We start from the raw sequence: 14,399 nt of genomic DNA, 5'->3' as shown, positions 1-14,399 counted from the left end.
CATCGCGCCGGCCCACGGGCGGCCGTCCCGACCGGGGACGACCGCCTCCTCGGGCTCACGCGGTCGGCGCCGGTGCCTCCTCACCGCGCTCGCCCGCCGAGCGGCGGCTTACGGCCGTGGCCACGCCGGCCACGGCGAACGCGAGGGTGACGAGCAGGGCGCTGACCCACAGGGGCGCGCGGTAGCCGGCGCCCGCGCCGATGGCCAGGGCGCCGGCCGCGGGGCCGACCGCGGCGCCCACGTTGAACGCGGCCGTGGCGAAGCTGCCCCCGAGGGTGGGGGCCGCGCCCGCCGCGTACAGCGCCCGCGCGATCAGCGTGGAGCCGACGGCGAACGACAGCGTGCCCTGGACCAGCACGAACGTGACGGTGGCCACCGCGTTGCCGGCCGTCAGCGCGAACGTGGCCCAGCCGACGAGCAGCGCCGCGCCACCGGCCAGCAGGAGCGGCACCGGGTGGCTGTCGGCCACCCGGCCGCTGAGGGTCACGCCGAGGAACGAGCCCACGCCGAACAGCGCGAGCAGCACCGGCAACCACCCCTCGCCGAGGCCGGTGACCTCGGTGGCCACCGAGGCGAGGTAGGTCAGCGCGCAGAACGTCGCCCCGTTGACCAACGCGCCGAGCAGCAGGAGGACGGAGAGCCGCGGCGCGCGCAGGGCACGCAGTTCCCGGCGCGCGCTGACCGGGCCCGCCGCCGCGCCCGCCGTCGCGGGCACGGCCCGCACGATGGCGAACACGGCCGGCGCCGAGACCGCGGCCACGGCCCAGAACGCGGCCCGCCAGCCCCAGAGTTGGCCGAGCAGCGCGCCGCCGGGCACGCCCGCGACGCAGGCCACGGTGACCCCGCCGAGCAGCACGGAGGTGGCGCGGGCCTTGGCGTTCGGCGGGGCCAGGCTGGTCGCGGTGGCCAGCGCCACCGCGAGGAAGCCGGCGTTGGCCAGCGCCGCGAGCACCCGGGTGCCGAGCAGCACCGGGAAGCTCGTGGTCACGGCGCCGATCACGTGCAGGACCAGGAACGCGCTCAGGAACACCAACAGCGCGCGCCGGCGCGACCAGCGCATGCTGGCCAGCGCCATCAACGGCGCGCCGATCATCATTCCCACGGCGAACGCCGAGGTCAGCGCCCCCGCGGTGGAGACGGACACGTCGAGGTCACGGGCGATGTCCGGCAACAGGCCGGACAACATGAACTCAGAGGTTCCCTGGGCGAATACCGCGAGGCCCAGCATGTAGAGCGAAAAGGGCACGGCGAGACTCCGAAGCATCGATCGGATCGGAGCCGTCGGAAGGCCGGTGCCGGTGGCGGCGGCGGTCGGCGGCACGGCGGCGGGCCGCGGCGCCGCCACGGCAGGGCGCGAGCGCATCGGCTCGACGACCCGACCGGGAGGCGCGCGGCTACCGCGCGAACGACCCACCGCCGTGGGCACCGGACGTGCCGACGGCTGGGGTGAGGGGAAACAGCCCGTAACGCGGTGATCCGATGGCGTGCCGTGCGCGACGCCGCGTACGAGGAGGCAGCCCGCTACGGCGAGCGCGGCCCGGCCTCGCACGCGCGGGGCGGGTGACGCGTCCACCACGGCCGACGGAGCCCGGGCCCGGTCAGGGCGGGGCTACGGTGCGGCAACGCGGGAAGCCACCGGATGACCGGTGGCTAGCGTCTGGACGCCTCGGGGCTGGACATGGTGCCGCAGCGTAACGGGACGGCGGTCGCGCCGTCCACGCGTTTACGTGGCCGCCCCGCGCGGCAGCGCACCCCGCACCCCGACCTCCGCGCGGCAGCGCACTCCCACTCCGCCCCCCCCGCGCGGCAGCGCACCCCCACCCGGCCCAGTCCGCGACCCGGATAGCCGCGCTCGGCGTGCGGGGCAAGATCGCGCGGGGTGATATCGGGTCCTAAGTGTGCTTCGGGACCTTGAGGAGGCTCCATGCGCGGAGTCAGGCGCGCCAAGTGGGCCGTCTGTGGGCTGGCCGCCGCGATGGTGGCCGCCGGCTGTGGCGGCGGAGGCGGGGACAGCGGCGGCGGAGGCGGCGACGGGACGGGCACCGTGCGGTCCTCGTGGGGGGACCCGCAGAACCCGCTGGAGCCCGCGAACACCAACGAGGTGCAGGGCGGCAAGGTCCTGGACATGATCTTCCGCGGGCTCAAGCGGTACGACCCGAAGACCGGCAAGGCCCAGGACATGCTGGCCCAGAAGATCGAGACCAGGGACTCGCAGAACTACACCGTCACCATCAAGAAGGGGTGGACCTTCCAGAACGGCGAGAAGGTCACCGCCAAGTCCTTCGTGGACGCCTGGAACTACGGCGCGCTGCTCGACAACAAGCAGAAGAACGCCTACTTCTTCGAGTACATCAAGGGGTACGACAAGGTCCACCCCACCTCGGGCAAGGCCAGCGCCAAGACGCTGTCCGGGCTCCGGGTGAAGAACGACACCACCTTCACCGTCCAGCTCACCCAGAAGTTCTCGACCTGGCCCGAGACGCTGGGTTACGCCGCGTTCGCGCCGCTGCCCCGGGCCTTCTTCGAGAACCACGACGCCTGGGTGAGCAAGCCCGTCGGCAACGGCCCGTACCGCGTGGACTCGTACAAGAAGGGCACGTCCATGCGGCTCAAGAAGTGGGAGAAGTACGGCGGGCCGGACAAGGCCCAGAACGGGGGCGTGGAGCTGCGGGTCTACACCGACGTCGGCACCGCGTACACCGACCTGCAGGGCGGCAACCTCGACCTGGCCGACGACATCCCCGCCGCGCAGCTCAAGAACGTGAAGCAGGACCTGGGCGACCGGTACATCAACCAGCCGGCCGGCATCATCCAGACCCTCACCTTCCCGATGTACGACAAGCGGTGGAACACGGCGGACTCCGAGAAGGTGCGGCGCGGCCTGTCGATGGCCATCGACCGCGAGCAGATCACCGAGCGGATCTTCGAGAAGACCCGCACCCCGGCCACCGACTGGACCTCACCGGTGCTCGGCGCCGACGGCGGCTACAAGGCGGGGCTGTGCGGTGACGCGTGCGAGTACGACCCGAAGAAGGCCAAGCAGCTCATCGAGGAGGGCGGCGGCCTGCCCGGCGGCAAGATGACGATCACGTACAACGCCGACACCGGCTCCCACAAGGACTGGGTGGACGCGGTGTGCAACAGCATCAACAACGCGCTGGACAAGGAGAACGCCTGCGTCGGCGCCTCCATCGGCACCTTCGCCGACTTCCGCAACAAGATCACCGACCGGCAGATGCGCGGCCCGTTCCGCGCCGGCTGGCAGATGGACTACCCGCTGATCCAGAACTTCCTGCAGCCGATGTTCTACACCAACGCCTCGTCCAACGACGGCGGGTACAGCAGCGACGAGTTCGACGGCCTGGTGGACCGGGCCAACGCCGAGTCGGACAGCGCCAAGGCCGTCAGCCTCTTCCAGGACGCCGAGAAGGTGCTGGCCAGGGACATGCCCGGCATCCCGCTCTGGTACCAGAACGGCAACGCGGGCTACTCGGACCGGCTCAGCGACGTACGCCTGAACGCGTTCAGCGTGCCGGTCTACAACGAGATCAAGGTCGGCTAGCGCCCGGCTCGGCGCGCCCACGCCCCGGCCGGAGCGCCCGGGCCCGCGCGCCGGGCCGCCGCCCGCCCGGCCCCCGGCCCCACCCGCCGCACCAACCCCCCGGAGCCCCCATGGGACGCTATGTGATCCGGCGGCTGCTCCAGATGATCCCGGTGTTCATCGGCAGCACGTTCCTGATCTTCTTCATGGTGTACGCGCTCGGCGACCCGGTGGCCGCGCTCTTCGGCGACCGGGCGCCCGACCCCGCCACCGCCGCGCAGATCCGCAAGGACCTCTACCTCGATGAACCGCTGTGGAAGCAGTACCTGCACTACATGGGGCAGATCTTCCAGGGTGACTTCGGCACCGCCTTCAACGGCCAGCCCGTCACCGAACTCATGGCGGACGCCTGGCCGGTGACGGTGCGCCTGACGCTGGTGGCCATCGCCTTCGAGATCCTCATCGGCATCACCCTCGGCGTCCTCAGCGGCCTGCGCCGCGGCCGGGCCATCGACACCACCGTGCTGCTGCTGAGCCTCATCGTCATCTCCATCCCGACGTTCGTCAGCGGCTACGTCCTCCAGTACCTGTGCGGCATCAAGTGGAACACCGTCAGCCCCACCGTCTCGCCCGACGCCCCACTGAACGAACTCCTGCTGCCCGGCGTCGTCGTCGGCCTGGTCTCGCTCGCCTACGTCACCCGCCTGACCCGCACCTCGATCGCCGAGAACGTGCGCGCCGACTACGTGCGCACCGCCCTGGCCAAGGGCCTGCCACGGCGCCGCATCATCACCCGGCACCTGCTGCGCAACTCGCTGATCCCGGTGGTCACCTTCATCGGCACCGACATCGGCGGCCTGATGGGCGGCGCCCTGGTCACCGAGCGGATCTTCAACATCCACGGCGTCGGCTACCAGCTCTACCAGGGCGTCCTGCGGCAGAACTCGCCCACCGTCGTCGGCTTCGTCACCGTCCTCGTGCTGGTCTTCCTGGTCGCCAACCTGCTCGTCGACCTCCTCTACGCCGTGCTCGACCCGAGGATTCGCTATGCCTGAACCCCCGCACGGGCCGGGCCAGGGCCCCGCCCACGGCCTGCCGCCCGACCCGCACACCGCCGTCGCCCCCACCGGCGGACCCGCCCTCGACCTGGCCAGCAGCGAGGCCCAGACCCTGGAGGGCGGACAGCCACCGGGCGGGCCAGGACCCGAGGCCCGGGTGGGCAGCCTGTGGTCGGACGCCTGGCGCGACCTGCGGCGCAACCCGGTCTTCATCATCTCCGCGCTGATCATCCTGTTCCTGATCGTCATCGCGATCTGGCCCTCGCTCATCGCCAGCGGCAGCCCGTACAAGGCCGACCTGGCCAAGGCCCAGGAGGGCGCCGAGCCGGGGCACCCGTTCGGCTACGACGTGCAGGGCCGCGACCTGTACACCCGGGTCGTCTACGGGGCCCGCGCCTCCATCGTCGTCGGCGTGTGCGCCACCGCCGGCGCGGCCCTGCTCGGCAGCCTGCTCGGCGGGCTCGCCGGGTTCTTCGGCGGCTGGGGGGACGCGGTGCTCTCCCGGGTCGCCGACATCTTCTTCGGCATCCCGATCGTCCTCGGCGGCCTGGTCTTCCTGTCCGTGATCACCAGCGGCTCGGTGTGGCCGGTGGTCGGCTTCATCGTGCTGCTCGGCTGGCCCCAGATCTCCCGCATCGCGCGCGGCTCGGTCGTCACCGTCAAGCAGAACGACTACGTCCAGGCCGCCCGGGCGCTCGGCGCCAGCAACGGGCGGCTGCTGCTGCGCCACATCGCGCCCAACGCGGTGGCCCCGGTCATCGTCGTGGCCACCATCGCGCTCGGCACCTACATCTCCCTGGAGGCCACGCTCTCCTACCTCGGCGTGGGCCTCAAACCCCCCACCGTCTCCTGGGGGATCGACATCTCGGCCGCCTCCACGCACATCCGCAACGCCCCGCACATGCTGCTGTGGCCGGCCGGCGCGCTCAGCATCACCGTGCTGGCCTTCATCATGCTCGGCGACGCGGTGCGCGACGCCCTCGACCCCAAGCTGCGCTGAGGAGCCCCGCAGGTGACCGTCGTCAACGAGCCCAGCCCCAGGACCGCCACCGAAGCACCCGCCGAACCCCTGCTCGACGTACGCGACCTACACGTCGAGTTCCGGCTGCGGGACGGCGTCTCGCAGGCCGTCAACGGCGTCAGCTACGCCGTCCGGGCCGGCGAGACGCTCGCTGTGCTCGGCGAGTCGGGCTCGGGCAAGTCGGTCACGGCCCAGGCCATCATGGGCATCCTCGACTCGCCGCCCGGCTACGTCACCGCCGGCCAGGTCCGCTTCCAGGGTCGCGACCTGCTCGCCCTCGGCCGCGAGGAGCGGCGCAGGGTGCGCGGCGCGCAGATGGCGATGATCTTCCAGGACGCGCTGTCCGCGCTCAACCCGGTCGTCTCGGTCGGCGCCCAACTCGGCGAGATGTTCGAGGTGCACCGGGGCCTGTCCCGCAAGGCGGCCCGCCAGCGCGCGATCGAGCTGATGGACCGGGTACGCATCCCGGCCGCCGCGCAGCGCGTGGGCGACTACCCGCACCAGTTCTCCGGCGGCATGCGCCAACGCATCATGATCGCCATGGCGATGGCCCTCGAACCCGCCCTGATCATCGCGGACGAGCCCACCACCGCGCTCGACGTGACCGTGCAGGCCCAGGTCATGGAGTTGCTCGCGGAACTGCGCCGCGAACTGGACATGGGCCTGATCCTCATCACCCACGACCTGGGCGTGGTCGCCGACGTCGCCGACACCATCGCGGTGATGTACGCCGGCCGCATCGTGGAGAACGCGCCCGTCCACGACCTCTACCGCGCCCCGGCCCACCCGTACACCCGCGGCCTGCTCGACTCCATCCCGCGCCTGGACCAGAAGGGTCAGGAGCTGTACGCCATCAAGGGCCTGCCACCCAACCTCATGCACATCCCACCCGGCTGCCCCTTCCACCCGCGCTGCCCGCGCGCGCGGGACGTGTGCCGCGTGGACCGCCCACCGCTGTACGAGGTGGCCGACCCGGGCAGCGCGACCGACGCGGATGGCGCCGGCGCGGGCACCGTCGGCGGGGGCGGCCGGACCAGCGCGTGCCACTTCTGGGAGGAGACGTTGAATGACGAGTGAGCCGATCCTGGAGGTACGCGACCTCGTCAAGCACTACCCGCTCACCCAGGGCATCGTCATCAAGCGGCAGATCGGCGCGGTCAAGGCGGTCGACGGGGTCAGCTTCGACCTCGCCCCCGGCGAGACGCTGGGCATCGTCGGCGAGTCGGGCTGCGGCAAGTCCACCGTCGCCAAACTCCTGGTCCACCTCGAACGCCCCACCCGGGGCAGGATCTTCTACCGCGGCGAGGACATCAGCCGCCTGTCGGGCCGCGCCCTGAAGGCCGTACGCCGCAACATCCAGATGGTCTTCCAGGACCCGTACACCTCGCTCAACCCGCGCATGACGGTCGGCGACATCATCGGCGAGCCGTACGACATCCACCCCGAGGTCGCGCCCAAGGGCGAACGCCGGCGCAAGGTCCAGGAGTTGCTGGACGTCGTCGGCCTCAACCCGGAGTACATCAACCGCTACCCGCACCAGTTCTCCGGCGGCCAGCGCCAGCGCATCGGCATCGCCCGCGGCCTCGCCCTGCGCCCGGAGATCATCGTCGCCGACGAACCCGTCTCGGCCCTCGACGTCTCGGTCCAGGCCCAGGTCGTCAACCTGCTGGAGAAGCTCCAGGCGGAGTTCGACCTCAGCTACGTCTTCATCGCGCACGACCTGTCGGTGGTCCGGCACATCTCCGACCGGGTCGCGGTGATGTACCTCGGCCGACTGGTCGAGGTCGGCACCGAGACCGAGATCTACGACCACCCCACCCACCCGTACACCCAGGCCCTGCTCTCCGCCGTCCCCGTCCCCAACCCCGAGGCCCGCGAACACCGCACCCGCATCCTGCTCACCGGCGAGGTCCCGTCCCCGGCCAACCCACCCTCCGGCTGCCGCTTCCGCACCCGCTGCTGGAAGGCCCGGGAACGCTGCGCCCTGGAAGTCCCCCTGCTCGCCGTCCCCGCCGAGTTCCGCGACCTCCCAGGCCCGGTGGCCCACGACTCGGCCTGCCACTTCGCGGAGGAACGCGACGTGATCCCGAGCGCGGGGCCCACGCGGCCGGCGGGGTCGGGGGAGCCGGGTGAGCCGGGTGAGCCGGGTGAGCCGGCCGGGCCGGGCGGGTCGGGTGACTCGGGCGAGGTGCCCGGGCCGCAGCCGCCCGAGCCGGGGGCGGGGACGGGGGAGGCGCCACCCGAGCGGGGGGCGGGGGCGTAGCTTCGGCCGCCTGGGTGCGGGCGCCGGGACCGGAGGCGGGGCGACCTCGGCGCCTTTGGACTCACACGGGCCAGGAGCGGTCCGGGGCGTCCAGCCAGGCGGCCTGCCCGTCCGCCGTGACGGTCAGCCCGAACCGCTCGTGCCCCGGCCCGCCCTCGCCCTCCCACCACCGGTAGGCGGCCTCGACCTCGTCCCAGAGCCGGCGCGGCCCCGACTGCCAGACCCGGGCGCTGGCACCGTCCCGGAACAGCACGCACGCCCACGAGCGATCGTCGAGCCCGTAGAACCACACCGGCCGCGACCCGTCCCGCCGCTCCGCGACGACGTGATGACAGCGCGGCACCCTCAGCCCGACGGCGAACCGCTGCGGCGCGAACCGCTCCCCGAGCAACGCGTCCTCCGTCAACTCCGTGGCCGAGGCGTCCCGTTCCTCCGGTCCGCCCGTCACGTAGTCGCCGTGCACGACGGGCGCCAGCCGCTGGGCCCGGAGCTTCATGAACTCCACGGGCCCGGTGAAGAACCCCGCCGCGCTCCGCCCGTCCCGCGCGACCGTGAGGCGGGCGATCCCGTCACCGTTGCCGTAGTCGGTCCCCCAGGGGAGGACGACCAGCCCGCCCGGCCGGGTCTGCCGCACCCATGCGAACGGGACCCGCCGCACCCCGGCGGTGACGATGACCCGGTCGTACGGCGCGCCCTCGCGATGCCCCTCGTAGCCGTCCCCGTGCACCACCCGCACCCCCGCCCCGAACCGTTCCAGGGCGCCCCGCGCCCGCGCGGCCACCGCGCCGTCCACCTCCACGCTGACGACGTTCCCCGCGCCGGCCCGGTGCGCGAGCAGCGCCGCGTTCCACCCGGTCCCGGTGCCGACCTCCAACACCCGGTCGCCCGGGCGTACGTCCAGGTCCGCCAGCATCCGGAAGACCACGCTCGGCATCGACGCCGACGACGTGGACACCCGCCCGGGCTCCCGGCCGCTGTGCGCCCCGTCGTCCCACTGGGTGACCACGGGCACGTCCGCGTCCGCGTACGCCTGCCAGGCATCCGGATCGTCCGCCCGGGAGACGGCCACGCTGGTGCCCGCCGCCATGTCGAAGGGCCACATCACCTCGGGTAGAAACGCCGCCCGGGGCACGGCCGCGAAGGCGGGAGCCCAGTCCGGGGCAAGGACACCCGCCGCGGCCAGGCGGCGTCCGAGTTCGGCGTGGCCGGAACGCTCGCGATGGGTGTGCGCGGTCACGGCGTGTCCGCCGCCTTCTTGGGGGGATTGGGGACGCCGGGCCCGCCGTCCGGCGTGGGCGGGGCGGGCGGACCGGGCCACGGCTGCCCCGGCAGACCGTCGCCTCCGTCGCCGCCACCGTTGTGTGAGGTGCTGTGGTCCATGGCCAACTCCTCGCGTGAGTCCTGCGGTTCGGCTGTCGGCGGGACAGCGGCCGTGTGACCGAGCATGTCAGTCGACGGGCTGGTAGCAGGGCACCTTGTGCTGCCGGAACCCAGGAACGGGCTCGGTGACGCGCTGTCGGTGGCTGCTCCTACTGTGGTGCCCCATGGGGAACTACTTTCAGACCGTCGTCGACCTCGACGCCACGCACGCGGACGCCCACACCCTGGCGGCCAGCGGACTCGACTGGCTGGTCAGGGAGGGGATAGTCCGGGCCGAGCTGACCGACTGTGTGCTCGGGGCGCCGTTGGGGCATGCGCCCGGCCCCTCCTGGGCCAAGGCGGTCGCCCAGGAGGACTGGGAGCCCAGCGACGGACTCCGGATCGAGACCAGCCGCACGGTCTTCAACTGCGGTCAGGGCGAACCCAGGTTCGCGGTGTGCCCTCACTGTGCCGGGCGGGCGGATTTCTCCACCGACCGGCTGGAGGAGATCGAGGGCGCGTGGGAACCCTTCGGTGAGGCCATCAGCGACTGGAGCGACACAGGCAGCGCGGCAGTCGCCTGCCCGCGTTGCCAACGCCCCGCTGACCTGACCGCGTGGACCTGGTCGGACGGCTACTTCGCCTTCGGGTATCTCGGTTTCGAGTTCTGGGACTGGCCCGACTTCAACCCCGGGTTCCTCGAAGGGCTCTCCCGCGCGCTCGGGGGACATCGCACGGTTCTCGTGGAAGGCAAACTCTGAGGGAGCCGGAGTTCGTACGTCCTCCCCTCCTCCCCCTCCTCCCGCTCAACGGGCCGTACGCCACGCGGCAGTTGAACAACGGTGACTACGCTTGGACCACCGGTCACCCTCCCCATGATGAGGCACGATGCGTGACGACTTCGCTGATCTCGCCCGCCGCCTTCTCCACGACAACGGCTACTCGATAAAGGCCGCCGCCCGCGCCACCCACTACGACCCGTCCTATCTGTCCCGCGTCCTCGGCGGGAAGCAGCGGCCGTCGCGCAAGCTCGCCGAAGCGCTGGACGATCTCCTGTCGACCGGTGGGGCGCTGGCGGACACGTTGCTGGACCCTGACGGCGACTCCCGGGCGTCTCGCGGCCTGGCGAACCCCTCGCGGCTGGACGCCGGGACGGTGGAGGCGCTGGCCGGGGTGCTCGCCGCCTACCGACGGCTTGACGACGCGATGCGCCCCGAGTCGATCATCCCGGCAACCCTGGTGCGGATACGGGTGGTCACCCGCACGCTCAAGGGCGCCCGGGGCCCGCACCGCGACCGGCTCACGGCAGTGGCGTCGGAGTTCGTCCAGTTCGGCGGGTGGGTGCTCGCCCAGGACCGGCAGGACGCCCGCGCGATCAGGTTCCTCACCACGGCGGTGGAGTTGGCGGACGAGATCGGAGACGGGACCCTGGCCGCGCAAGCCCTCAACTTCAGGGGCTACCTGGCCCGCCAGCAAGGCCGGCCCGACGGTGTCGCCCGCTGGTACGCCGCCGCGGCACACACGCCGGGCGCCCACCCCGCCCAGCGGCTCGGTGACATGTTGCAGGCCGCCGCCGGAATGGCGGAGCTGGGTGAGCGCGACGACGCCCTGCGGATGGTCGAGAACGCGGAACGGCTGACGGATGCCGCAGCCGCCCTCCCCCCACCGGCAACGGCCTACTGGCTCACCCCGGAGTTCAACCGCCTCAACATGGGCCTCGCGCATCTGGGGCTGGGCCGTCACGCGGACGCGGTGGACCACATCACGGCAGGGCTCGCCGGGCTGCCTCCGGAGCTGCGGGACGCGCCCTGGACGTGGGAACACCGGGAGGCGTTACGGCGCGCCCTGGCTGCCTGCTGAGCGGGCCTGGCCGGCGACTTGGAACGGCCGGGCGCCTCCGGTCACGCACCCGGGTTCGTCTGGCGATTCAGTAGTTTTCCCCCATGACCGCAGACGACGACAGGGACCTCCCTCTCCAGCGCACGGTGAAAGGGGCATCGGACCCGAGCGTCCATCAACTCCGGCTGTTCCTGGTGCTGGCGGAGGAACTGCACTTCGGCCGCGCCGCCGCCAGGCTCTTCATGTCGCAGCCGGCGTTCAGCAAGCAGATCCGCGCGCTGGAGGAGCGGTTGGGGCTCCAGTTGGTCGACCGCACCAGTCGGGTCGTGGACCTGACCTCGTCCGGGCGGGCCCTGTTGCCCGAGGCGCGGGCCGTGGCGGAGGCCATGGCAAGCCTGCGGCAGGTGGCGCGGTCGCGGTCGCGGGAGACAGCCGGGCGGGTCGTCATCGGTACGGTCAGCGCCGAGCCCGCCATGCCGCACACCAACGCCATCCTCGACGAACTCCACAAGCGCCACCCCGAACTCGTCATCGAGATGCGCAGCCTCAACTTCATCAACCAGTACCAGGCGCTTTCCTGCGGCGACGTGGACGTGGCCTTTCTCCGCCCGCCCGCGCCCGATCACATCCAGAGCCTGCACCTGATGGAGGAGCCCCGGGTCGTCTGCCTCCCGGCCAACGACCCGCTGGCCGCCGAGGACACCCTCACCCTCGCGCACCTCTCGGACCGCACCATGGTGACCATGTCGCCGGAATCACCGCAGGTCTGGCGCGACTTCTGGACCGCCAGCCCGCGCCCCGACAACGTGCCCGTGAAGTACGGGCCGCTCACCTTCGACGTCGAGGGTGTGCTGCACGCCATCGCCCGTGGGCAGGCGATCGGCTTCCTGCCCGCCTCCGCCCGCGACTTCTATCCGCGCCCGGGCGTCGTCTACCGCGACGTGGTGGACCTGTCGCCGTGCAGCATGGCCCTCACCTGGTTCGCCGCGAACCGCGACCGCCCCATCGTGAGCGAGATCCGACAGATCGCCCGGACCGTCCTGCGCAGCCAGAACTGAGCCCTTCCCCCAGGTCGGGCTCGTGTGGCCGCCCCTGCCGTCCGGGCGTACGGCCGCCGCTCACCGCGCGCCGCCGGTGCCCTGGTGGCTCCCACGGGCGGCGGGTAGCCCCTGCCACAGCACGGCGGGCCGTACGTCCAGCAGGAGCGTACGCAGCGCGTGGACCAGCGCCACGCGGCCCAGCTCGCCCACGGGCGTCCACACCAGTTCGTGGGCGCCCTCGCAGTCACACGAGGGGATGGCGTCGGCGGCCAGACGGCCACCGTCGAGCACCAGGCCGAGCTGTTCGAGGGAGCCGGGCTCGGCGGGCTGTTGGTCCACGGCGAGCAGCCGGAGCGGCGGGGGCGGGAGCGTGAGGCCCAGCGCGCCGGCGACCCGCTCGGCGGCGTGCTGCACCGACTCCCCGGGCCGGAGTACGACCCCGGGCGGCCCCGCCTCGTCACCCCGCGCGACCTGGAGGACGCGCGGCCACAACTGATCCTCCTCGCGCGGGTTGGAGGTGTCGGCGGGACACCAGACGAGCAGGTGCACCCACGTCTGCCGAGGCGTCAGAAGCGCGTCGATCACACCGCACCACCCGGGTGCCGTGGGGGAGCGTGACGCTCCCTGACGTGCTGGTCGAGTTCGGCACTCGCCTGCACGTACGCGTCGTCGTCACGGCGAGCGCGGGCGCGCTGTCGACGCACCATGAGTTCACGGCAGACCTGGCAACGGGATGCTTGGCGCGGGCGCCAGTCGCGGGGACGGATCACGGGGTCACCTCCGGGAGCAGGGGCGCCGCTTGCGCGTGCTGGGGAGCCGCCTCCACGCGGCGGGGCACCGCCCCGGCGCGGTGGAGCGGGCAGCGGCACGGGGGCCAGGCGGCGGTGGCGGCGTACGCGAAGTCGTCCCGGACGACGGCGTCGGAGTCGACGGTGACGACAGACGGCGGACCGTCGGGGGCGGACTCTTCCCCGCCGCGCGCTCGGTAGACCCGCAAGGTCATCTTGTGTTCCAAGGTCGAATTCCCTGTAGAGCTGGCGATCACCGGTTGTGATCGATTGCCTACACGGTTGCCCGTATCTTGAGCTGATGCGAGGAGGTTGGGCTCTCCAAGGGGCGTTGTAGAGAGGGGTTCGCGTGAGCTCAGCGATGGTGGCGGCGGCCGATGAGGGGCTATCTCCGCAGGAGTTCTACGGTAGGGAGTTGGCTCGACGTCGCGAGGCGAAAGGGCTCACGCAGGAGAAGCTGGCGGGCCGCCTCCTCATCTCGCCGCAGATGGTCGCCCATTGGGAGGCAGGGCGACGACGCCCGCGAGCGGTTGATGCGCGGCGCCTGGATGAGGTGCTGGGAACTGACGGACTCTTCTTCCGCATGCGTCGCGATCTGGTTGAGGCGCGTTTCGCGGACCACTTCAACGCGGCGGCCGAGCTGGAAGCCGAAGCCAGCGTTATCAGGCTCCACGGTGTGACGCTAGTGCCCGGGCTGCTCCAAACGCCGAAGTACGCCCGTGCAGTGTTTCGTGCAGGACGTGCCAACCCCGACGATCAGGAGATCGAACAACTCGTGGACGAACGGATAAAGCGTGCCAACCTGATCAGTGGGGCAGATGGGCCGGTGGTATGGGCCATCCTGGATGAGGCCGTGATCCGTCGACGAGTCGGGGGCGGAGCAGTTATGGCGGAACAGCTCCGGCATGTCTCGGGCTTAGGGCGACGCGGACGCGTACGGGTTCACGTGCTCCCCTTCGACCGAGGCGCGCACGCATTGCTCGAAAGCATGGTGGTTCTCATGGACTTCCCAGATGACCCCGGTGTCGCGTACGTCGAAGGTCTACGGACGGGACGGTTGCTGGACGAGCCGGCCATGGTCGATGACTGTCAGGCCGCATATGCTCTGGCCTTGGGGGATGCCCTATCGGCAGAAGAGTCTCTCGTCATGCTTGAGCGAGTAGCGGAGGAGTTCAGCGATGAAGGATGAAGACCTGCGCGTGGTGAGTTGGCGGAAGTCCAGTTACAGCGGTGCGAGCAACGGTGACTGCGTTGAGGTCGGCACCGGCGTGCCGAACGCCGTCCCAGTCCGTGACAGTAAGGACCCGTACGGCCCGGCTCTGGCCTTCGAGCCGGCGGCGTGGGACGCGTTCGTCGCGGGCGTCAAGGCTGGCGACTTCGGCGCGTAATCGGAGATGTGCTCGCTGCCGCTCGACGGGGGAGCCCCTGGCCGGAAGGTCGGGGGGCTCTTCTGCTGTTGGCACAAGGCCCGGTGGCGTGCCCTTCGGTCC

15 protein-coding genes are annotated in these 14,399 nt (G+C 71.8%); 10 read left to right on the top strand and 5 right to left on the bottom strand.

Features of this window, described 5'->3' with window-relative positions; translation table 11 throughout:
• Window positions 1–55 precede the first annotated feature (55 nt).
• Entirely contained in the window at window positions 56–1,246 is a 1,191-nt protein-coding gene (locus AC3CHW_RS10870) for a Cmx/CmrA family chloramphenicol efflux MFS transporter (RefSeq protein WP_488470300.1), read from the bottom strand.
• A gap of 678 nt (window positions 1,247–1,924) precedes the next feature.
• Between AC3CHW_RS10870 and AC3CHW_RS10865 the strand changes: the two genes are divergently transcribed.
• The 5 genes from AC3CHW_RS10865 (at window position 1,925) to AC3CHW_RS10845 (ending at window position 7,883) form a co-directional block, all read left to right on the top strand.
• Window positions 1,925–3,562 carry a peptide ABC transporter substrate-binding protein gene (locus tag AC3CHW_RS10865; protein WP_488470299.1) on the top strand — a complete coding sequence of 546 codons (1,638 nt, stop codon included), beginning with the start codon at window positions 1,925–1,927 and terminating at the stop codon, window positions 3,560–3,562.
• A 110-nt stretch (window positions 3,563–3,672) separates the two neighbouring features.
• A complete protein-coding gene (locus AC3CHW_RS10860; protein WP_398609368.1) occupies window positions 3,673–4,596 on the top strand; it encodes an ABC transporter permease in 924 nt (307 codons plus the stop codon).
• Window positions 4,589–5,599: an ABC transporter permease gene (locus AC3CHW_RS10855; protein ID WP_387600583.1), complete on the top strand. Its 1,011-nt coding sequence runs from the start codon at window positions 4,589–4,591 to the stop codon at window positions 5,597–5,599. The genes AC3CHW_RS10860 and AC3CHW_RS10855 overlap by 8 nt, the downstream gene beginning before the upstream one ends.
• Before the next feature lie 12 nt (window positions 5,600–5,611).
• Window positions 5,612–6,697, top strand: a complete 1,086-nt coding sequence (locus AC3CHW_RS10850; protein WP_488470298.1) for an ABC transporter ATP-binding protein — start codon at window positions 5,612–5,614, stop codon at window positions 6,695–6,697.
• Window positions 6,687–7,883 (top strand): ABC transporter ATP-binding protein, encoded by a 1,197-nt coding sequence (locus tag AC3CHW_RS10845; protein WP_488470297.1) that lies wholly within the window; start codon window positions 6,687–6,689, stop codon window positions 7,881–7,883. Before AC3CHW_RS10850 ends, AC3CHW_RS10845 begins: the two co-directional genes overlap by 11 nt.
• Before the next feature lie 61 nt (window positions 7,884–7,944).
• On the opposite strand, the gene AC3CHW_RS10840 is transcribed toward AC3CHW_RS10845, so the two are convergent.
• Together AC3CHW_RS10840 and AC3CHW_RS10835 are read right to left on the bottom strand one after the other, a co-directional pair.
• The gene (locus tag AC3CHW_RS10840) at window positions 7,945–9,120 is read right to left on the bottom strand and encodes a methyltransferase domain-containing protein (RefSeq protein ID WP_488470296.1); all 1,176 of its coding nucleotides are present in this window, start codon (window positions 9,118–9,120) and stop codon (window positions 7,945–7,947) included.
• Complete coding sequence (locus AC3CHW_RS10835) at window positions 9,117–9,263, bottom strand: hypothetical protein (RefSeq protein ID WP_488470295.1); 147 nt, start codon at window positions 9,261–9,263, stop codon at window positions 9,117–9,119. Before AC3CHW_RS10835 ends, AC3CHW_RS10840 begins: the two co-directional genes overlap by 4 nt.
• Before the next feature lie 164 nt (window positions 9,264–9,427).
• Here AC3CHW_RS10835 and AC3CHW_RS10830 point away from each other — a divergent pair, with 164 nt between their 5' ends.
• The 3 genes from AC3CHW_RS10830 (at window position 9,428) to AC3CHW_RS10820 (ending at window position 12,139) form a co-directional block, all read left to right on the top strand.
• A complete protein-coding gene (locus tag AC3CHW_RS10830) occupies window positions 9,428–10,003 on the top strand; it encodes a hypothetical protein (protein ID WP_488470294.1) in 576 nt (191 codons plus the stop codon).
• A 127-nt stretch (window positions 10,004–10,130) separates the two neighbouring features.
• Entirely contained in the window at window positions 10,131–11,102 is a 972-nt protein-coding gene (locus AC3CHW_RS10825) for a helix-turn-helix domain-containing protein (protein WP_488470293.1), read from the top strand.
• 83 nt (window positions 11,103–11,185) lie between these two features.
• Window positions 11,186–12,139, top strand: a complete 954-nt coding sequence (locus tag AC3CHW_RS10820) for a LysR family transcriptional regulator (protein ID WP_398609360.1) — start codon at window positions 11,186–11,188, stop codon at window positions 12,137–12,139.
• 60 nt (window positions 12,140–12,199) lie between these two features.
• Here AC3CHW_RS10820 and AC3CHW_RS10815 read toward each other — a convergent pair whose 3' ends face one another.
• Together AC3CHW_RS10815 and AC3CHW_RS10810 are read right to left on the bottom strand one after the other, a co-directional pair.
• Window positions 12,200–12,706, bottom strand: coding sequence for a hypothetical protein (locus AC3CHW_RS10815; RefSeq protein WP_488470292.1), 507 nt, complete (start codon window positions 12,704–12,706; stop codon window positions 12,200–12,202).
• A gap of 181 nt (window positions 12,707–12,887) precedes the next feature.
• On the bottom strand, window positions 12,888–13,136 hold the full coding sequence (locus AC3CHW_RS10810) for a hypothetical protein (RefSeq protein WP_488470291.1): 249 nt from the start codon (window positions 13,134–13,136) through the stop codon (window positions 12,888–12,890).
• A gap of 122 nt (window positions 13,137–13,258) precedes the next feature.
• On the opposite strand from AC3CHW_RS10810, the gene AC3CHW_RS10805 reads away from it, so the two are divergent.
• Window positions 13,259–14,098 (top strand): helix-turn-helix domain-containing protein, encoded by an 840-nt coding sequence (locus tag AC3CHW_RS10805; RefSeq protein ID WP_488470290.1) that lies wholly within the window; start codon window positions 13,259–13,261, stop codon window positions 14,096–14,098.
• Window positions 14,088–14,297: a DUF397 domain-containing protein gene (locus AC3CHW_RS10800; RefSeq protein WP_488470289.1), complete on the top strand. Its 210-nt coding sequence runs from the start codon at window positions 14,088–14,090 to the stop codon at window positions 14,295–14,297. Before AC3CHW_RS10805 ends, AC3CHW_RS10800 begins: the two co-directional genes overlap by 11 nt.
• The last annotated feature ends 102 nt before the right edge of the window (window positions 14,298–14,399 follow it).

The organism is Streptomyces sp. MGP-BFMKR1 (assembly GCF_057766585.1).
The sequence above is the reverse complement of the archived record's forward strand: the minus strand, read 5'-3'. Positions and strand labels throughout refer to the sequence as shown.